This is a genomic window from Acuticoccus sediminis (assembly GCF_003258595.1).
Taxonomy (GTDB): domain Bacteria; phylum Pseudomonadota; class Alphaproteobacteria; order Rhizobiales; family Amorphaceae; genus Acuticoccus; species Acuticoccus sediminis.
In genome coordinates, this window is record NZ_QHHQ01000001.1 from 594,884 (window position 1) to 613,667 (window position 18,784).

Annotated in this window: 14 protein-coding genes; 11 read left to right on the forward strand and 3 right to left on the reverse strand. The window is 68.4% G+C overall.

What is annotated here, in order from left to right:
• The first annotated feature begins 175 nt into the window (after nucleotides 1–175).
• The 11 genes from DLJ53_RS02570 to DLJ53_RS02620 all read left to right on the forward strand — a co-directional run bounded on the left by DLJ53_RS02570 (nucleotide 176) and on the right by DLJ53_RS02620 (nucleotide 13,269).
• Nucleotides 176–1,450, forward strand: a complete 1,275-nt coding sequence (locus DLJ53_RS02570; RefSeq protein ID WP_111342080.1) for an ABC transporter substrate-binding protein — start codon at nucleotides 176–178, stop codon at nucleotides 1,448–1,450.
• Between the two features lie 92 nt (nucleotides 1,451–1,542).
• Nucleotides 1,543–2,394 (forward strand): carbohydrate ABC transporter permease, encoded by an 852-nt coding sequence (locus tag DLJ53_RS02575; protein ID WP_111343988.1) that lies wholly within the window; start codon nucleotides 1,543–1,545, stop codon nucleotides 2,392–2,394.
• Nucleotides 2,391–3,221: a carbohydrate ABC transporter permease gene (locus tag DLJ53_RS02580; RefSeq protein ID WP_244934990.1), complete on the forward strand. Its 831-nt coding sequence runs from the start codon at nucleotides 2,391–2,393 to the stop codon at nucleotides 3,219–3,221. The genes DLJ53_RS02575 and DLJ53_RS02580 overlap by 4 nt, the downstream gene beginning before the upstream one ends.
• A gap of 19 nt (nucleotides 3,222–3,240) precedes the next feature.
• A complete protein-coding gene (locus DLJ53_RS02585) occupies nucleotides 3,241–4,335 on the forward strand; it encodes an ABC transporter ATP-binding protein (RefSeq protein WP_111342082.1) in 1,095 nt (364 codons plus the stop codon).
• Nucleotides 4,336–4,537: 202 nt separating this feature from the next.
• Nucleotides 4,538–6,130, forward strand: a complete 1,593-nt coding sequence (locus tag DLJ53_RS02590) for an ABC transporter substrate-binding protein (RefSeq protein WP_162408793.1) — start codon at nucleotides 4,538–4,540, stop codon at nucleotides 6,128–6,130.
• A 380-nt stretch (nucleotides 6,131–6,510) separates the two neighbouring features.
• Nucleotides 6,511–8,097: an ABC transporter substrate-binding protein gene (locus tag DLJ53_RS02595; protein WP_162408795.1), complete on the forward strand. Its 1,587-nt coding sequence runs from the start codon at nucleotides 6,511–6,513 to the stop codon at nucleotides 8,095–8,097.
• A gap of 91 nt (nucleotides 8,098–8,188) precedes the next feature.
• Nucleotides 8,189–9,169 (forward strand): ABC transporter permease, encoded by a 981-nt coding sequence (locus DLJ53_RS02600; protein ID WP_111342088.1) that lies wholly within the window; start codon nucleotides 8,189–8,191, stop codon nucleotides 9,167–9,169.
• The gene (locus DLJ53_RS02605) at nucleotides 9,166–10,044 is read left to right on the forward strand and encodes an ABC transporter permease (protein ID WP_111342090.1); all 879 of its coding nucleotides are present in this window, start codon (nucleotides 9,166–9,168) and stop codon (nucleotides 10,042–10,044) included. Before DLJ53_RS02600 ends, DLJ53_RS02605 begins: the two co-directional genes overlap by 4 nt.
• Nucleotides 10,041–11,681, forward strand: a complete 1,641-nt coding sequence (locus DLJ53_RS02610) for an ABC transporter ATP-binding protein (RefSeq protein ID WP_111342092.1) — start codon at nucleotides 10,041–10,043, stop codon at nucleotides 11,679–11,681. The genes DLJ53_RS02605 and DLJ53_RS02610 overlap by 4 nt, the downstream gene beginning before the upstream one ends.
• A complete protein-coding gene (locus tag DLJ53_RS02615) occupies nucleotides 11,678–11,863 on the forward strand; it encodes a hypothetical protein (RefSeq protein ID WP_146619863.1) in 186 nt (61 codons plus the stop codon). The genes DLJ53_RS02610 and DLJ53_RS02615 overlap by 4 nt, the downstream gene beginning before the upstream one ends.
• Entirely contained in the window at nucleotides 11,860–13,269 is a 1,410-nt protein-coding gene (locus DLJ53_RS02620) for an amidase (RefSeq protein ID WP_111342096.1), read from the forward strand. The genes DLJ53_RS02615 and DLJ53_RS02620 overlap by 4 nt, the downstream gene beginning before the upstream one ends.
• A gap of 83 nt (nucleotides 13,270–13,352) precedes the next feature.
• Here DLJ53_RS02620 and DLJ53_RS02625 read toward each other — a convergent pair whose 3' ends face one another.
• The 3 genes from DLJ53_RS02625 to pdeM form a co-directional block, all read right to left on the reverse strand.
• The gene (locus DLJ53_RS02625) at nucleotides 13,353–15,521 is read right to left on the reverse strand and encodes a N,N-dimethylformamidase beta subunit family domain-containing protein (RefSeq protein WP_111342098.1); all 2,169 of its coding nucleotides are present in this window, start codon (nucleotides 15,519–15,521) and stop codon (nucleotides 13,353–13,355) included.
• Between the two features lie 199 nt (nucleotides 15,522–15,720).
• Nucleotides 15,721–17,832 (reverse strand): putative bifunctional diguanylate cyclase/phosphodiesterase, encoded by a 2,112-nt coding sequence (locus DLJ53_RS02630; protein WP_162408797.1) that lies wholly within the window; start codon nucleotides 17,830–17,832, stop codon nucleotides 15,721–15,723.
• A gap of 171 nt (nucleotides 17,833–18,003) precedes the next feature.
• The gene (gene pdeM, locus DLJ53_RS02635) at nucleotides 18,004–18,759 is read right to left on the reverse strand and encodes a ligase-associated DNA damage response endonuclease PdeM (protein WP_162408799.1); all 756 of its coding nucleotides are present in this window, start codon (nucleotides 18,757–18,759) and stop codon (nucleotides 18,004–18,006) included.
• Nucleotides 18,760–18,784 lie beyond the last annotated feature (25 nt).

Genomic DNA, 18,784 nt, shown 5'->3' on the forward strand with positions numbered 1-18,784 from the left:
GTGCGGGGACGTGAGATTTTTCCGGCTCCGGCGCGGATTGGTCCGCCCGCTCACGGACATGGCCAAGTGCAGAAAACGCAACGACGCAGTTGACCCGTGGCCAAAGCGCGGCAGATTCGGAACGAAATGGCGTGAGATCATAAGAACAGGCCATAACGACCCGGGAGACAACGCGATGGCGGGACGGCGAGCGGCAGCTCTTGGCGGCGTGTTGTCGATCGCGTGGGTGCTGTTGCCGCTGCCTCCGGCCCGGGCTGCGACGATCTCTCTCGCCTGCAGCGCGCTCGGCATCGAACTCACCCTCTGCACCGAAGCTGCCCGACAATGGGGCAGTGATACCGGAAACGACGTCAAGATCGTGTCGACGCCGAATTCGGCGACCGAGCGGCTGGCCCTCTATCAGCAGATCCTGTCCGCCCGCGGCAGCGACATCGACGTCTACCAGATCGACGTCATCTGGCCCGGTCTCCTCGGCGACCACCTGGTCGATCTCGCGCCGCTGATGGGCGGCGCCGAGGCGCAGAACTTCCCCTCGCTGATCGAGGCTGCGACGGTGGACGGGGAGCTGAAGGCGATGCCCTGGTTCGCGGACGCGGGGCTGCTCTACTACCGCGCCGACCTGCTTGCCGCCTACGGCGCCGAGCCGCCCGCGACCTGGGACGAGCTGACCGAGACGGCGCGCACCGTGATGGACGGCGAGCGGGCCGCCGGCAACCGCGACATGTGGGGCTTCGTCTTCCAGGGCCGCGCCTACGAGGGCCTCTTCTGCAACGCGCTCGAATGGATCGACAGCTATGGCGGCGGCACGGTGGTGGACGAGACGGGCGCGGTGACCGTCGACAACCCGGAGGCCGCGGCGGCGCTCACCACCGCGGCGGGCTGGGTGGACACCATCACGCCGAAGGGCGTCCTCAACTACGCCGAGGAGGAGTCGCGCGGCGTCTTCCAGTCCGGCCAGGCCGTCTTCATGCGCAACTGGCCGTATGCCTACGCGCTCGCCAATGCCCCGGAGAGCCAGGTGGCCGGCAAGGTTGAGGTCGTGCCGCTGCCGCACGGGCCGGAGGGGCATCCGACGGGCACCCTGGGCGGCCAGCTCCTCGCGGTGTCGCGCTACTCGAACCATCCGGAGCTCGCGGCCGACCTCGTCAGGTATCTGACGTCGCAGGAGGTTCAGAAGCGCAGGGCGCTGGAGGGCGGCTTCAACCCGACGATCGAGGCCCTCTATGACGACCCCGACCTGAAGGCGAAGCTTCCCTACCTCGAGGCGATGGCCGAGACCTTCGCGCACGCGGTGGCGCGGCCGTCGGCGGTGACGAAGGACAAGTACAATCGCGTCTCGAACGCGGTCTTCAACGCGGTCCACGACGTGCTGTCGGTCGGGGCCGAGCCGGAGGCGGCGCTGGGGCGCCTCGCGGGCGAGCTGAACCGCATCAAGCGGCGCGGCTGGTAGGGGCGGTGGCTGGCGGCGGTCCCACGGTCGTCAGGCAGACGGGCGAGCTGACCCGCGCAAAGGTGCGCTCCGCCGCGCTTCTTCTGGCGCCGATGCTGGTGGTGCTGGCGGCGGTGGCGGCCTGGCCGCTCGCCCGGACGATCATGTTCGCCTTCACCGACGCGACGCTGAACTCACTGGACAGCTACAGTTTCGTCGGCTTCGAGAACTTCGCCAACGGCACCTGGGGCGGCCTGATGGCGGACCCGGTCTGGTGGACCGCCGTTTGGAATACCATCCGCTTCACCCTCGTCTCGGTCAGCCTCGAGCTGGCATTCGGCCTCGTCGTTGCGCTGACGCTGAACGTGCCGTTCCCGGGGCGCGGGCTGGTGCGGGCGGTCGTGCTCATTCCGTGGGCGGTGCCGACCATCGTGTCGGCGCAGATGTGGGCCTGGATGCTCAACGACCAGTTCGGGGTCATCAACGCGATGCTCCTCGGCCTCGGGATCATCGCCGCGCCGATCGCCTGGACGGCGGACCCCAATACAGCGATGGCCGCCGTCATCATGGTGGACGTGTGGAAGGCGACGCCGTTCATGGCGCTCCTCATCCTCGCCGCGCTGCAGCTCCTGCCGGGCGACTGCTACGAGGCCGCCCGGATCGACGGCGTCCACCCGACGACGGTGTTCTTCCGCGTGACGCTGCCGCTGATCTACCCCGCGATCGCGGTGGCGGTGATCTTCCGCGCGCTCGACGCGCTGCGCGTCTTCGACCTCATCTACGTGCTCACCTCGAACGCGGAGGACACGATGTCGATGTCGGTCTATGCGCGCCAGCAGCTCGTCGACTTCCAGGACGTCGGCTACGGATCGGCCGCCGCGACGCTGCTCTTCCTGATCATCGCGCTGCTGACGATCGCCTACATCGTGCTCGGCCGCGTCGACCTCGCGGGGGAGCGGTCGTGACGGGGTGGAGCCTGCCGGCACGGGTGGCGTTCGCGGCGCTGGTCACGCTGATCGCCGTCGTGGCGCTGTTCCCGTTCTACTACGCCGTCGTGTCGAGCTTCACGCCGCCGTCGGAGCTCTTCGCGGTGCACCTCCTGCCGCAGCCCACGCTGGAGAACTACCGCGCCGTCTTCCGCGACCAGCCGTTCGCGCGGAACATCCTCAACTCGGTCGTCGTCGCGTTCGCGGTGGTCGCGATCGCGCTGGCGCTCGGCGTGACGGCGGCCTTCGCGCTCGCCCGCGTGGCCTTCCGGGGCCGGACGCTTCTGCTGATGACGATCCTCGCGGTGTCGATGTTCCCGCAGGTGGCGGTGCTGTCGGGCATGTTCGAGCTGGTGCGCTGGCTCGGCATCTACAACACGCTGTCGAGCCTCGTGCTCGCCAATCTCATCCTGACGCTGCCGTTCACGGTGTGGGTGCTGACGACCTTCATGCGCCAGCTTCCGAGGGAGCTGGAGGACGCCGCCTACGTCGACGGGGCCAGCCCCATCGAGGTGATCGTGCGGGTGTTCCTGCCGCTCCTGTGGCCGGCGATGGTCACGACCGGGCTCCTCTCCTTCATCGTCGCGTGGAACGAGTTCCTGTTCGCGCTGACGTTCACGCTGTCGAACGAGGTGCGCACGGTCCCGGTGGCGATCGCGCTGCTGTCAGGCAGCAGCGGCTACGAGCTGCCATGGGGGAGCATCATGGCGGCGTCGGTGGTGGTGACGGTACCGCTGATCGTCCTCGTTCTGGTGTTCCAGGGGAAGATCGTCGGCGGTCTCGCGGCAGGGGCGGTGAAGGGATGAGCGGGCGGGGGGCGGCACCGTGGCCAGCGTGACGTTGAAGGGCATCGCCAAGGCCTACCGCGAGGTGGAGGTGCTGACGGACATCGATCTCACCATCGCGGACCGGGAGTTCGTGGTGTTCGTGGGCCCGTCGGGCTGCGGCAAGTCCACCCTGCTGCGCCTGATCGCCGGGCTGGAAGACGCGAGCCGCGGCGACATCCTGATCGACGGCGAGCGCGTCAACGCGAGGCCGCCGGCCGAGCGCGGGATCGCGATGGTCTTCCAGAGCTACGCGCTCTACCCGCACATGACGGTGTTCCAGAACATGGCCTTCGGGCTCCGCCGGTCCCGGCTCGGCCGGGCCGGGGTCCGCGCCCGGGTGGAGGCGGCGGCCGACGCTCTCGAGCTGACCGCCCTGCTGGACCGGCTGCCGCGGCAGCTCTCCGGCGGGCAGCGCCAGCGCGTCGCCATCGGCCGGGCCATCGTGCGCGATCCGAAGGTGTTCCTGTTCGACGAGCCGCTCTCCAACCTCGACGCCGGCCTGCGGGCGGCGACGCGCCTCGAGATCCAGCGCCTGCACCGCAGGCTCGACGCGACGATGATCTACGTCACCCACGACCAGGTCGAGGCGATGACGCTGGCGGACCGGATCGTCGTCCTGAACGCGGGGCGGGTCGAGCAGGTCGGCACCCCGCTCGAGCTTTACCACCGCCCGGCGAACCTCTTCGTCGCCACCTTCCTCGGGTCGCCGACCATGAACCTGCGGCCGATGGAGGTCGTCGGGGTGACCGTCGACGCGGTCCGGTTGCGGGACGGTTCGACCGTGTTGAGCGTGCCGCGCGGCGCTGGGGCGATCACGGCCGGTGAGACAGTCACCGTGGGGATCCGCGCCGAGGATTTCGCGCTCGCCGGGCGGGGCGAGGGGACGGTCGACGGGTCCGTCGAGCTCGTCGAGGCGCTGGGCGAGAGCCACCTCGTCCACGTTCGGGAGGCGGGCGGCGGAATGACCGTCGCCCGCCTCCCCGGCGATCCGACGGTGAGCGAAGGTCAATTCGTGAGTCTTCGCGCGAATATGTCAAAAGTACATATTTTCAAGCCCTGCGGTTTCGCCGCATTTTCTGACCGATCAGGCTAGAAAAGTTATAGTTATATTTGCGCCATTGCCCAAAATTTGGACACGAAATGTACCATTTGTGCGATATGTTTGCATAAATCGCTCACGATGAGTGTTCGATACCCAGCCCAAAGCGGCTATGACACCTGCGATCCACACACGCTGTTTCATTCCTAATCTTGGAGTCGTGGATCCTCTTTGTGTCCTATCCAACGGGGAGCTTATGTCTTTCAAAACCATGCTGGCCGCCCTCGGCGTCGCCGTCGGCCTGGCGGTGACGCCCGTCGCCGCCCAGGAAAGCGGCGGCACCATGGTCATGCTCGTGCAGCCCAAGCCGCCGAACCTCGCGCCGTACCTGTCGACCTCCGGGCCGATCGGGCAGATCACCAGCAAGATCTACGAGGGTCTGATCACGGTCGGCGAGGATTACGCGATCGAGCCCAGCCTCGCCAAATCCTGGGAGGTCAGCGACGACGGCCTCACCATCACCTTCCACCTCCAGGACGGCGTCACCTGGCACGACGGTGAGCCGTTCACCTCCGCCGACGTGCAGTATTCCATCATGGACGTCCTGCGGGAGGTGCACCCGCGCGGCGCGCTGACGCTCAGCGTCGTCGACTCGGTCGACACGCCCGACGACATGACGGCGGTGTTCCATCTCTCCGAGCCGGCGCCGTACCTGATGGTCGCGCTGAACGGCTACGAGAGCCCGATCGTCGCCAGGCACCTCTTCGAGGGGACCGATCCGCGCCAGAACGAGACGGCCAACAAGCCGGTCGGCACGGGTCCGTTCAAGTTCGTCGAATGGAAGAAGGGCCAGTACGTCCGCCTCGACAAGAACGAGGACTACTGGCAGGAGGGCAAGCCCTACCTCGACCGGATCGTCGCCCGGTTCATCTCCGACGCCGCCACCCGCACCGCGGCGATGGAGAGCGAGGAGGTGCACTACGGCGCCTTCGGCGCGATCCCGAACTTCGACGTCGAGCGCCTCGCGGAGCTGCCGTACATCGAGACCACGACGAAGGGCTACGGCTACATCGCGCCTCTGATGCAGATCCAGTTCAACACCGCGAACAAGCCGTTCGACGACAAGCGCGTGCGTCAGGCGGTGTCCTATGCGCTGGACCGGCAGTTCGTGATCGACAACATCTGGTTCGGCTTCGGCAAGCCCGCGACCGGACCGATCGCGTCCCTGTTCGAGGCGACGGACCTCTACTCGGACGACGTGATGGACTACGGGGTCGAGGACCGTGTCGAGCGGGCCGAGGCGCTCCTCGACGAGGCCGGCTATCCGCGCGGTGACGACGGCGTGCGCTTCCGCGTGACGCACGACATCATGCCCTACAACGAGGAGTTCGTCCGGCTCGGCGAGTACGTCAAGCAGGCCCTCGGCGAGGTCGGCATCGAGGTCGAGCTGCGCCACGAGGACGTGCCCACCTGGCTCAAGCGCCTCTACACGGACTACGACTACGAGTTCAGCTCGAACTACCTCTACACGCTGCCCGACCCGGTGCTGGGCGTGCACCGCCAGTTCCACTCCGACCAGATCCGCCCGGGCACGGTGTTCGTGAACGCCATGAACTGGTCCTCGCCGGAGACAGACGAGCTGATGGACAAGGCCCGCACCGAGATCGACCCCGCCAAGCGGGCCGCCCTCTACGCCGAGTTCCAGAAGAAGGTCGTCGAGGCGGCGCCCATCGCGTTCATGCACGAGATGGAGTTCGCGACCGTCTACAACGCGTCGCTGAAGAACGTGGAGTCGAACGGCCCGCTGGGCGTCTACTCGAACTTCGCCGATCTCTGGCTGGAACAGTAGGCGACCTGCCCCGGCCGTCCGTTCCGGCGGGCGGCCGATTGCGTTGGCGGTCAATCAGGGTACATCTTAAACGGCATGCCATCGCGCGTTCGCGCGGTGGCGGCGGGCGTTTAAGTACACGTTATGACCGTGGCAGACTGCGAGGTCCGCCCGAACGGATGTGACGACCTGAAAAGCAGTTACGCCTTCAGGCTGTTCAATGTTTGGACGGATTGCCTAGCGTTTTTGGTAAAATTTGTGCAGTTCCGGCCAGGGGCGCCCGTTCGTGATCAATATGAAAGCGGATAAGAATCGCGTGATCGCCCGCTGATGTCTCACAACACCGATGAGATCGGGCGGGCATTCGCGACGTTTTTCGAAATGGGGAGCCTATGTCGTCTTTGAAGACTCTGCTGGCCGCCGTCGGCGTTGCCGTCGGCCTGGCGGTGACGCCCGTCGCCGCTCAGGAAAGCGGCGGCACTTTGGTGATGGTCGTGCAGCCGGAGCCGCCCAACCTCGCGCCGTACCTGTCGACCTCCGGCCCCATCGGTCAGGTCGCCAGCAAGGTGTACGAAGGTCTCATCACGGTCGGTCCCGACTTCAAGATCATGCCGGGCCTCGCCAAGTCCTGGGAGGTCAGCGACGACGGCCTCACCATCACCTTCCACCTCCAGGAAGGCGTGAAGTGGCACGACGGCGAGCCGTTCACCTCCGCCGACGTGCAGTACGGCATCATGGACGTCCTGCGTGAGATCCACCCGCGCGGCGGCTCCACGCTGAAGGTCATCGAGTCGGTCGACACGCCCGACGACATGACGGCGGTGTTCCATCTCGCCGAGCCGGCGCCGTACCTGATGGTCGCGCTCAACGGCTACGAGAGCCCGATCGTCGCCAAGCACCTCTTCGAGGGCGGCAACCCGCGCGAGAACGAGACGGCCAACAAGCCCATCGGCACCGGCCCGTTCAAGTTCGTCGAGTGGAAGAAGGGCCAGTACGTCCGCTTCGACAAGAACGAGGACTACTGGCAGGACGGCAAGCCGTACCTCGACCGGATCGTCGTTCGCTTCATCGCCGACGCGGCCACCCGCACCGCGGCGGTGGAGAGCGAGGAGGTCCAGTACGGTGCCTTCGGCGCGGTCCCCTACTTCGACGTCGAGCGCCTCTCGCAGCTGCCGTACATCGACGTGACGACCGAGGGCTATGGCTACATCGCCCCGATCATGCAGGTCCAGTTCAACACCGAGGTGAAGCCCTTCGACGATCCGAAGGTGCGGCAGGCGATCGCCTATGCGCTCGACCGGCAGTTCGTGATCGACAACATCTGGTTCGGCTTCGGCAAGCCCGCGACCGGACCGATCTCCTCGCTGTTCAAGCCGACCGGCCTCTACACCGACGAGGTCATCGACTTCACCGTCGACGACCGGATGGAGAAGGCCGCCGCGCTCCTCGACGAGGCCGGCTACCCGGTCGGGTCGGACGGCGTGCGCTTCACCGTGACCCACGACATCACGCCCTACGGCGAGGAGTGGAGCCGTCTCGGCGAGTACGTGAAGCAGGCTCTCGGCCAGCTCGATATCGCGGTGGACCTGCGCTACGAGGACGTCGCGACCTGGCTGAAGCGCGTCTACACGGACTACGACTACCAGTTCAGCTCCAACTTCCTGTACGGTCTGCCCGACCCGGTGCTCGGCGTTCACCGCCAGTTCCATTCGAACCAGATCCGTCCGGGCACCGTGTTCGTGAACGGCATGAAGTGGTCGTCCCCGCGCACGGACGAGCTGATGGACGCTGCGACGACGGAGACCGATCCCGAGAAGCGGGCGGCGCTCTATAAAGAATTCCAGCAGCTGGTCGTCGAGGCCTCGCCGATCGTCTTCATGCATGAGATGGAGTTCGTCACCGTCTACAACGACATGGTGAAGAATCTGGAATCCACAGGTCCGCTCGGCGTTTACACCAACTTCGCCGATGTCTGGATGGAGCAGTAAGCTCCAATAGCCTAAACGTTGGCCGCCCGATCCGTCGGGCGGTCAATTCTGTCGGGCCCTACGGGCCGCACATCACCAAATCGGAGGGCTGATGCCCAACGCACGACTGCGCTACGTCGCGCGCCGGATCGTTCAAGCGATCCCGATCCTCCTGGCGATCATCATTCTGAATTTCTGCCTGTTGAAGCTCGCCCCCGGCGATGCCGTCGACGTGCTGGCCGGCGAGGCCGGTTCGGCGACGCCGGAGTACATGGAGCAGCTTCGCGCCAAGTTCGGACTCGACCAGCCGCTGCCGATCCAGCTGGCCAACTATGTCGGCCGCATCGCCGTCGGTGACTTCGGCTACTCCTTCCGGCACGAGATGCCCGTCTGGGACCTCATCGTCGACCGCCTCGGCCCCACCATGATCCTCATGGTGACGACGATCGTGCTCGCCGTCGGTCTCGGGATCCTCTTGGGCCTGCTCGCCGCCGTGAACCTCAACACCTGGCGCGACAGCCTCATCTCGGTGCTCGCCCTCGTCTCCTACGCGACGCCGCTCTTCTGGGTCGGGCTGATGCTGATCGTCGTCTTCTCGATCAACCTCGGCTGGTTCCCGACATCGGGGATGGAGAACGTCGCCGCCTTCAACGAAGGCTGGGACCGCGTCTGGGACATCGCGCACCACCTGGTGCTTCCGGCAATCACGCTCTCGCTCTTCTACCTCGCGCTCTACACGCGCCTGATGCGCGCCTCGATGCTGGAGCAGGCGGGCATGGACTACGTGACGACGGCCCGCGCCAAGGGCGTCACCGAGGGCCGCATCACCTTCAAGCACGTGCTGCGCAACGCGCTCCTGCCCGTGGTGACGATGGCCGGCGTCCAGGTCTCCGCCATGATCGGCGGGTCGGTGATCGTCGAAACCGTGTTCGGCTGGCCGGGCCTCGGTCAGCTCGCCTTCGAGTCGCTCTTCGCGCGCGACCTCAACCTCCTGCTCGGCATCTTCTTCCTGTCTGCCGTGCTCGTTCTTGTGGTGAACCTTTTGGTCGACATCCTCTACACGTTCCTCGATCCCCGGATTGAGCTGTCGTGACGGACGCCGCAGTGTCCACCGTTCCCGCGCCGCCGAAGCGCCTCGGCTTCTGGCGCCGCTTCGCCCGGAACAAGTCCGCGCTCGTCGGTCTCGGCTTCCTCCTGCTCGTGGTGCTGATGGCGGCGCTCGCGCCGATCATCTACCCGCAGGATCCCTTCGCGCTCGCCGGCCGGCCGATGCTGCCGCCGCTGTCGGAAGGCTTCCCGCTCGGCACCGACACGCTCGGCCGTGACATCGCCGCCGGCATCGCGCACGGCGCCCGCACGTCGCTGATGATCGGCCTCGTGGCGACGCTCGTCGCCGTCGCCGTCGGCACCATCATGGGTGGCCTCGCCGGCTACTATGGCGGCTGGATCGACGACATCCTGATGCGCGTGACGGAAGTCTTCCAGACGATCCCGTCCTTCATCTTCGCTATCCTGCTCGTCGCGATCCTGACGCCGTCGATCGAGAACGTCGTGATCGCCATCGCGGTCGTCTCCTGGCCACCGCTGGCGAGGCTGGTGCGCGGCGAGTTCATCTCGCTGCGCAACCGCGAGTTCGTGCAGGCCAACGTGCTGATGGGGATGCCGGACTGGAAGATCATCGTCGTCCAGATCCTGCCCAACGCCATATCGCCGATCATCGTCGCCGGCTCGCTGCTGGTCGCGACGGCGATCCTGATCGAGAGCGCGCTCGCCTTCCTCGGCCTCGGTGACCCCAACATCATGAGCTGGGGCTTCCAGGTCGGCGCCGGCCGTACCGTGCTGCGCCGCGCGTGGTGGATCTGCACCTTCCCGGGCATCGCGATCCTCCTGACGGTGCTCGCCATCAACCTCTTCGGCGAGGGGCTCAACGATGCCCTGAACCCGCGGCTCCGGGAGCGCTCGTCATGACCGCGCCGCTTCTCGATGTCCGCAATCTCTCGATCGCGCTGCCGAAGGGCGCGGACCGCGCCTACGCCGTCGAGGGCCTCAACATCACCGTCAACCCGGGTGAGATCACCTGCGTCGTCGGCGAGTCCGGATCCGGCAAGTCGCTGACCGCGCGCGCCGCGATGGGCCTGCTGCCGCCGAAGGTGGAGATCGCCGGGGGCGAGATCCTCTTCGAGGGCCGCGATCTCCTCACGCTGCCGGCCAACGAGCGCCGCCTCATGCGCGGCGAGAAGCTCTCGATGATCTTCCAGGAGCCGATGACGGCCCTGAACCCGCTGATGACGGTGGGCAAGCAGATCGACGAGGTGCTGACGATCCACACCAGGCTCGGCGGCCGGGCACGGCGGGAGAAGATCCTCGACCTCTTCAACGAGGTGAGCCTTCCGAACCCCAAGCGCATCGCCGCGGCCTATCCGCACCAGCTCTCGGGCGGGCAGCGTCAGCGCGCGATGATCGCGATGGCGCTGATCCTCGACCCGAAGATCCTGGTGGCGGACGAGCCGACGACCGCGCTCGACGTGACCACCCAGGCCCAGATCCTGCGCCTCATCCGCGAGCTGCAGGAGAAGCACGGCACCGGCGTCATGTTCATCACGCACGACTTCGGCGTGGTGGCGGAGATCGCCGACCAGATCGTGGTGATGCAGCACGGCAAGCTGGTCGAGGCGGGCAAGGCCGACCAGATCCTCAACGACCCGCAGGCCGAGTACACCAAGGCGCTGATCGGCGCCGTGCCGAGCCTGACGCCCCGCCCGCCGCGCACCAAGTTCGGCCGGCGCATGCTGACGGTCGACAAGCTGAACAAGGTCTACCGCTCCGGCGGCGGCCTCTTCGGCAAGGGCACGGCCTTCCACGCCGCCAAGGACGTCTCCTTCACGCTCGACCGTGGCGAGACGCTGGGCGTCGTCGGCGAGTCGGGGTCGGGCAAGACGACCGTGGCGCGCTGCCTGGTCCGTCTCCTGCAGCCCGATACCGGCAGGATCGACCTCGACGGGATCGACCTCGCGCCGATGTCGAAGGGGCAGCTCAAGCCGTACCGCAACCGCGTGCAGATGGTCTTCCAGGACCCCTACGCCTCGCTGAACCCGCGCCGGCGCGTGGCGGACATTCTGGTCGAGGGGCCGATCACCCAGGGCAAGTCCGCGAAGGCCGCGCACGAGCGGGCGCGCGAGCTGCTCGACCTCGTCGGCCTCGACCCGAAGGTGGCCGAGCGCTACCCGCACGAGTTCTCCGGCGGCCAGCGCCAGCGCATCGGCCTCGCCCGCGCGCTCGCGCTGGAACCGGAGGTGCTGGTCGCGGACGAGCCGGTCTCCGCGCTCGACGTGTCGGTCCAGGCGCAGGTGCTGAAACTGATGGACGAGATCCGCGAGCGCTTCGGCCTCTCGGTGGTCTTCATCACCCACGACCTGCGGGTCGCGGCGCAGGTGTGCGACAAGATCATCGTCATGCAGCGCGGCGAGGTCGTGGAGGCGGGCCTGACGGCGGAGGTCTTCGCCGCGCCCCGGCACGCCTACACGAAGGAGCTCTTCGCCTCGATCCCGGGGCGGGAGTGGTCCTCGCGCGGCGACGGGCCGGCAGCCGCGGCGGCCGGCGCATGAGCGGGCCGGACTGGCGCGCGGTGCTGACGGCGCAGGGCGTCGACGCGGCCGTCGTGGATCAGGCGGAACAGACGGCGGGCGCGATGGCGGCGGTTGCCGCCGCCATCCCCCACGACCCGACGGTGGCGACCATGCCGGCCGACATCGTCCGACTGCTCCTTGAACGGCGGGACGACACGTGAGCAAAACCTGCGGGGCCTCGCTGGAGGCCATCGTGACCGCCGTCGCCGGGCGCAAGGTGACGGCGCTGGAGCTGGCGGACACGCACCTCGCGGCGCTCGCCCGGGTCAACGGCGAGCTCAACGCGGTGGCGCGGCTCGAGCCGGACGCGGCGCGCGCCCGGGCCGAGGCGCTGGACCGGCGGATCGCAGCGGGGGAGGCGGTCGGTCCTCTCGCCGGCGCGCCGCTCGCCCACAAGGACCTCTACGACCGCCAGGGCTGGCTCTCCGAGGCCGGATCGAAGATCGCCAGGGGCCGCGTCGCGGAGACCACCGCGACGACCATCGCGATGCTCGACGCGGCCGACGCGCTCGACCTCGGGCGCCTCAACACGGTGGAGTTCGCGCTCGGCGCCGAGGGGCGCAACGTCCATACCGGCCCGCCGCGCAACCCGTGGAACACGGCGCACGCGACCGGCGGCTCCTCCAGCGGGTCAGGTTCGGCGGTCGCCTCCGGAGCGATCCCGGCGGCGATGGGCTCGGACACCGGCGGCTCGATCCGCCTTCCTGCCGCCGCGTGCGGCATCGTCGGGCTGAAGCCGACAGCCGGGCGGGTCGGACGGTCGGGGATCTTCCCGCTGTCCGGCAGCCTCGACACCGCGGGGCCGCTCTGCCGCACGGTGCGCGACACCGCGCTGATGCTGGCCGCCCTCGCCGGTCCGGACGCGGGCGACCCGCAGTCCGTCGACATGCCCTTCACCGACCCCCTCGCCGGGATCGAGGACGGGTTCGGCGACCTCAGGATCGGCATCGCCCGAACCTACTTCTTCGACCCGGTGACCGCGACCGTCGGCGCGCGGCTCGAGGCGGCGATCGCCGCGATGATCGGCGAGGGGGCGCAGGTCTCGGACGTCGCCCTGCCGGGGATCGAGATCGCCAACCGCCTCAACATGATGATCATCGCGGTCGAGGCCTGCGGCCAGCACCGCGCGTGGCTGGAAGAGCGTGCCGCCGACTACGGGCCGGAGACGCTCGCCCGCCTGCTCGGCGGCTTCTTCGTGCCGGCGCAGGCGTACCTGACCGGGCTGATGGAGCGCACCCGGCTCCTCGCCGCCGCGCTCGACGGACCGTTCGCCGAGGTCGACGTCATCGCGACGCCGGCGTGGCCGATGGAGGTGCCGCCCGTCGCACCTGACAACGCACCGGGTTTCGCCGCGAAGGTGGAGGATATCGGCCACTGCTCCCGGCCGTTCAACTTCCTCGGCCTGCCGGCGATCGTCCTGCCGGTCGGCCTCGACGGGAACGGCGTCCCGGTGGCGATCCAGCTCGTCGCCCGGCCCTATGCCGAGCGGACGCTGCTGCGGGTGGCGCGCGCGCTGGAGCGGACGCTGGCGTTCGCCGAAAGCCACAAGCCCGCCGTCACGACCTGAAACGCAAACGGCCCGGCGGGTGCCGGGCCGTGCGGGTTGATATGCGAGGGCGGTGCCGGGACCGGCGCCGCCCTCGACCTGGTTCAGGGCATCGCGAACGGCGCCGGGTCGATGAACCGGCGGATGACGTTGGCGAGCATCCGCGCCGTCCCCGGTTCGCCGCCCTCGTCCGGCAGGCTGCCGCAGAAGGTGATGGAGCCGGTGGAGAAGACGGCGCCGCCCTTCGGCGTCTCGAAGAACACGATTTCGGCTCGAACCAGGTCGTGCGCGGGCTCCTGCGGCACCGTGGTGAGGTGCGTCAGCATCTCCTCGTGGACGACGATGAAGGCGTCCGAGTGGCCGAAAGAGCGGGCGAGGATCACCGTGTGTTCGGGCGTGCCGAGGCGGACGTCCGCGCGGTCGAGCTCGAAGCCCGCCGCTCCGCCGCCCGAAAGGCCCGCGTCGCCGATCACCTCCTGCTCCACGCCCTCGAAGATCCAGGAGACGCGCGGGTCCCTGGCCGCCGGCAGGATCCGGTAAGGCGCGCCGTCGAGCGGCCCCTGCGAGGAGAAGCCGACACCCGCCAGCGCCTGCGGCGGCCGGCCGGAGCGGCGCCAGAGGCCGCCGTACGCGCCGTCGAACGCGTTGTGGTACTCGCCGGGTTCGGCCGCCCAGGCACGGATGCCGCCTTCGCCGCGCCGGATCTCGATCGCCTCCGGCACCTCCGGATGCCGCGCGACGCGCCAGTAGAACCCGTTGCCGCCGAGGTAGATGAAGCGGCCGCCCTCGTTGCGGTACTCGAGCAGGGCGTCGAGCGTCGTCTCGGTGTGGTACTCGGGATGGCTCGTCGTCGTCACGCAGGGGTAGTCCGCGATCAGCGCGAGGCCCTCCTCGTCGAGGTCGTGGTCGGTGACGATGTCGTACTCGATCCCCTCCGCCTCCAGGAAGTACAGGAGATGGGTGTCGGCCGAATAGTGCCGGAGGCCCGAGCCGCGATAGTCGAGGTAGGACAGGTGCCCCGGCCGCATCGTCAGGAACGGCCGCAGGTGGCTCGAGTGGCAGACGCCGCTTCCGTCAGAATGCAGGTTGTAGGTGGAGAAGGCGTACTCGGGGTGGTCCGCCGGGAAGGACGGCGTGCCGCCGAGCTGGGCGACCCGCTCGCGGTAGGCGGGGCCGAAGTCCGGCCGGGCGAAGTTCTGGTAGACCACGTAGGTCAGCGTCGGGATCAGGACGCAGAGGTCCGCCGTGCGCGTGCCGCGCGGGGGCACGACGTAGAAGGGGATGGAGTCCTCCTCGGCGCCGCAGGTCAGGCGCATCGCGTAGGCGCCGCTCCTGAGCCCCTCGGGCACGGTGAAGGTGAAGTCGGTCTCCCAGCCGCAGTCGGAGAGGTCGGTGTCGTGGAAGTGGATCGCGCCGTAGTCCGCCGGCGCATTGGTCCAGGCCATCTCCTTCGCGGCCCAGAGCGAACCGGTCATGCCGCGGGCGGGGAGATTGACGATCGACCCGTGGCAGGCGTGCGGTCCGGTGTCCTCCAGCATGGTCGAGGAGATCTGGCGCGAGAAGTCCCACGCGGCGATCGCCTCGCCCTCGGGCGGCACGTCGTAGGCGCCGGCGATGATCGCGGGGGCCTCGATCTTGCCGTTGTAGAGCCCGGAGACGGGGGCGCCCGAGCGGGCCGCGAAGGTGACGACCTCGGGCCATTCGATCGCGCCGACGGTGCCGGTGGTGGAGGCGCCGACCGGCGGTTCGGCGCCGAAGGGCGGGTGGATGGCGTGCTGGCCGACCGTCAGCTTGCCCGCCGAGGGGTCCCAGCTCGCCCACACGCGGTACCAGTTGTGCGCCGAAAGCGGCGCGCCGGTGGACACCGAGAGCGTGCCTTCGCCGGTGACGACGGCGTTGGTGCAGCCGTCCGCGCCGACGGTCAGGGCGAAGCCTGTCGGGCCGAGGGCGCAGACGATGCCCTGCTCGCCCTTCTTCGGCGAGGTCGGCCAGATGGTGGCGCTGAGCGTGACCGGGCCCTCAGGCATCGGCGGCAGCGGCGCGGTGCCCCAGGAGCCGACGGTGTGCGTCTGGACGCGCGAGGGCACGGAGGTGGTGAACACCTCCGACAGGTCGTGCTCGATGATGCCGGGACCGGCGGGGTTCGGGTCGGCGCTGACGACACGCACGAGGCGCACGCTGACCGGATCCGTACCCGTGCTGGAAAGCTTGAAGGCGATGTCCTCGCCGGGGCGGGCGGACAGTCGGTCGATATAGCCGGTCAAGGCAAGCATTCAGACACTCCTCAAAGTCCAGGCCCAGACCTAGCGCATCGGCGGCGGCGATTGAATTGACCGAACCCGGGGATGCGCGACGGATCGCGGGCGCGACCGCCGTGAGCGGCGGGCGTATCGTTCCCGAAGGCAGGACCGGGGCCACCCGGGGTGCCGCCCGCGCATTGCTCCCGCGCTGGCGGCCTCCGGTGCGGCCGGCTCAGGTCTGCGCGCCCTCGAGCATGGCGGTGAATTCCTTGAAGGGCAGCGGGAAGGAATAGAGGTAGCCCTGCACGTAGCGGCAGCCGATCTCGCGAAGCGCCTCCTGCTGCTCCACCGTCTCGACCCCCTCGGCGATCACATGCAGGCCCATCGACCGCGCGATCTGGATGATCCCCTTCACGATCGCTCGCTTGCGCCGGTCGGTCTCGATGCCGAACACGAACTGCTTGTCGATCTTGATTTCCTTGATCGGGAAGCTCGTGATGTGGATCAGCGAGGCGTACCCGGTGCCGAAGTCGTCGAGCGAGAACTCCACGCCCGAGGAGGCGAGGTAGGAGATCTTGTCATGCAGGGTCTGGTCGTCGACGCCGATGATGACGTCCTCGGTGATCTCGATGATGAAGTCGTTCGGCTGAAGGTTCTCGTTGCGCGCCTTCTCGAGGAATGTGTCCAGGAAGTCGTTGCGCAGCACCTCGGTGCGCGAGGCGTTGACGGAAATGCGGAAGGGCCGCTGCGTCATCGCCCGCAGCTTGCCGATGTCGGCGATCACCCCGTCGAGCACGGCATGGCCGACCTCGCCGCCGACCTCATGGTCGTCGAGGACGTAGGCGAAGTCCTTGGCGTCGAGCAGGACGTCCGCCGTCTGCCAGCGCACCAGCGCCTCCGCGCCGACGATCTGGTTGGTCTCGATGTCGATCTGCGGCTGGTAGTAGGGGACGAACTCGCCCTTCTTCAGGCTTTCGCGGGCGCGGGCGAGGATCGTCTGGCGGCGCTTGGCGATATCGTTGGCGATCTGGTGGTCGAAGATGCGCACCGGGTCGTTGGGCGTGCGGCGGGACTGCGCGAGCGCCATCTCGGCGGCACGGGTCAGCTCCTCCGCGCCGGTCGCGTGCTCGGGGTAGAAGGCGACGCCGACATTGGCGACGACGTCGATCCCCGGATCCTCCCGCCGCATCGCGCTGACCTGGGCCTGCAGGCGCGACAGGGCCGGCTTCAGCGATTCCCGGTCCTTCACGTCCGACAGGATGAGAGCGAACTCGTTCAGTGACAGACGCGCGATCGTGTCCGACCCGCGCGTCACGCCGGAGAGGCGCGCCGACACGTCGAGCATCAGCTTGTCCGGCAGGGTGAAGCCGGACATCGTGGTGGTGTGGTTGCGGTTGGCAAGCTCGATGATGAGGAGGGCGAAGGTCCGGTCGTCGCGCCGTGCCCGCTGCACCGCCGTCTCGATCCGGTCCTCGAACAGGAGGCGGTTGGGGAGCTTGGTGACGGTGTCGTGGTTTGCCGCCCACCACTGCCGCCGCTCGGCCGACATCTGCGATGTGACGTCCTGCGTGATGCCGTAGAGGATCGGCCCGTTCGGCCCCATCTCGGCCCGGCCGACGGTGCGCACGATGCGCTGGTCGCCCGACGCGGTGCGGATCGGCATGGTGACGTCGAAGCCCGAGCGCTCGGCGGCGGCCCGTTCCAGCTCCATGGTCAGCCGCTCGCGCGCTGGCGAGGGGTAGAGCGCCAGCATCCGGTCGAGCGTGATGCTGCCGTCCTTCTCGAGCCCGTGCATCCGGTACACTTCGTCGGACCACAGCATGCGTCCGGAGGCGAGCGTCTGCTCCCAGCCGCCGACCTTGGCGAGCTCCTCGACGTGGTGGAGGAGGTTGGCGGACTGGAGCAGCTTGTGCCGCTCCGCCCGCAGGTCCTCGAGGCGGTAGAGGATCGGCAGGGCCGAGACGGCGGCGCGGCGGAAGCGCGTGGTGTCGATCTCGCGGCCGGCGGGCGCGAGGTGGAAGACGGTGACCTCGGTCTCGGGAAAGAAGAGCGCGCCGATGGTGCCGCCGAGGTCCGGCTCTTCGAGCGTGATGAGCTGGCTCGAGAGGGTGACGTAGGCGTCGTACTCGGCGGTCAGGACGGCGTCGGACAGCGCGTTGACGATCCGCCGCTTCACGTCCTCGGGCAGGTACCAGAATTCGCTGGAGGAGGCGCGCAGGCTCGCGTCGTCGGCGTTGACGACCCCGCAGTAGCGAACACCAAGGCTGTCAGCGAGAAGATTGCAGGCAGAGGACGCCAGCTCCTCGAAAGGATCGTCGTCGCCGAAGTCCGGTCTGTTCAGCATCCCCACGATCCGTGACACCACCGCGTAGAGACCTAGCATATAGGGACGACCGGGCCATCACAGAATCGGAACCCGCTCGTCTGGTCGCTTTCAGATCATTTCAATCGTCATACCTTAATGGCGACCAAAGATCCGGCCGCGGTCCGGCGACGACCGGGGCGAGGCCCGCGGTCAGCTGTTGCCGAGGGCGTAGACGCGGTTGCGGCCCATCAGGTGAAGCTCGGGCCGGGTGGTGGGCCAGAGGCTGGCGAAGACCGGGTCGCTTACCGGCAGCCCGCCGGTGAGGCAGCCCATGGCGGGCATGACGAGGCGCCGCGCGCAGCCGACGAAGCAGCGCCGCTTCAGCGTGCGGCCCTTGAGCGAGATCCGCGCCGCCGGGTGCAGGTGGCCCGCGACTTCCCGCTCCTCCGCCGGCTCCGCTGAGGGGATGTGGCGGAAGGTGGTCCCGGCGATGGTGATCGCCTCGTGGACGCTGCCGCCGAGGGCCGCCGCGCCGTCCTTTTCATGGTTGCCGGTGATCCAGATGAACTCGGCGATGTCCATCAGGGAGGCGAGCATGTCCCGCGCGGGTCCGGCGAGGCGCTCGGCCCCGAAGGGGTCGTGGAAGGTGTCGCCCAGGGACAGGACACGCGACGGGCGGTGACGCCGGACCGCCTCGGCGAGGGCGGCAAGGGTGATCGCGGTGTCGTAGGGCGGCAGCATCTGCCCCGTCCGGGCGTAGGACGAGCCGGTCTCGAGGTGAAGGTCGGAGACCACGAGGAGGTCCTCGGCGGGCCAGTAGAGCGCGCCGGTCGGGTCGAGCAGGACGTCCATCCCGGCGAGCGTCGCGCGGCCGAGCGCGACGGGGGCGCCTTCAGCGGGGCGCGGCAGCTTCGGGCCGGGGAAGGTGAAGGCAGACATGGCGGCCATGCCGAATGGTGTATCCATTTCGTTCCCCTCCGCAACCCGTCGC

Coding starts and splice junctions, on each gene's coding strand:
- DLJ53_RS02600 (WP_111342088.1), top strand. CDS start 8,189: ATGCCCAACGCACGACTGCGCTACGTCGCGCGCCGGATCGTTCAAGCG.
- DLJ53_RS02610 (WP_111342092.1), top strand. CDS start 10,041: ATGACCGCGCCGCTTCTCGATGTCCGCAATCTCTCGATCGCGCTGCCG.
- DLJ53_RS02625 (WP_111342098.1), bottom strand. CDS start 15,521: ATGCTTGCCTTGACCGGCTATATCGACCGACTGTCCGCCCGCCCCGGC.
- pdeM (WP_162408799.1), bottom strand. CDS start 18,759: ATGGATACACCATTCGGCATGGCCGCCATGTCTGCCTTCACCTTCCCC.
- DLJ53_RS02590 (WP_162408793.1), top strand. CDS start 4,538: ATGTCTTTCAAAACCATGCTGGCCGCCCTCGGCGTCGCCGTCGGCCTG.
- DLJ53_RS02630 (WP_162408797.1), bottom strand. CDS start 17,832: ATGCTGAACAGACCGGACTTCGGCGACGACGATCCTTTCGAGGAGCTG.
- DLJ53_RS02570 (WP_111342080.1), top strand. CDS start 176: ATGGCGGGACGGCGAGCGGCAGCTCTTGGCGGCGTGTTGTCGATCGCG.
- DLJ53_RS02575 (WP_111343988.1), top strand. CDS start 1,543: ATGCTGGTGGTGCTGGCGGCGGTGGCGGCCTGGCCGCTCGCCCGGACG.
- DLJ53_RS02615 (WP_146619863.1), top strand. CDS start 11,678: ATGAGCGGGCCGGACTGGCGCGCGGTGCTGACGGCGCAGGGCGTCGAC.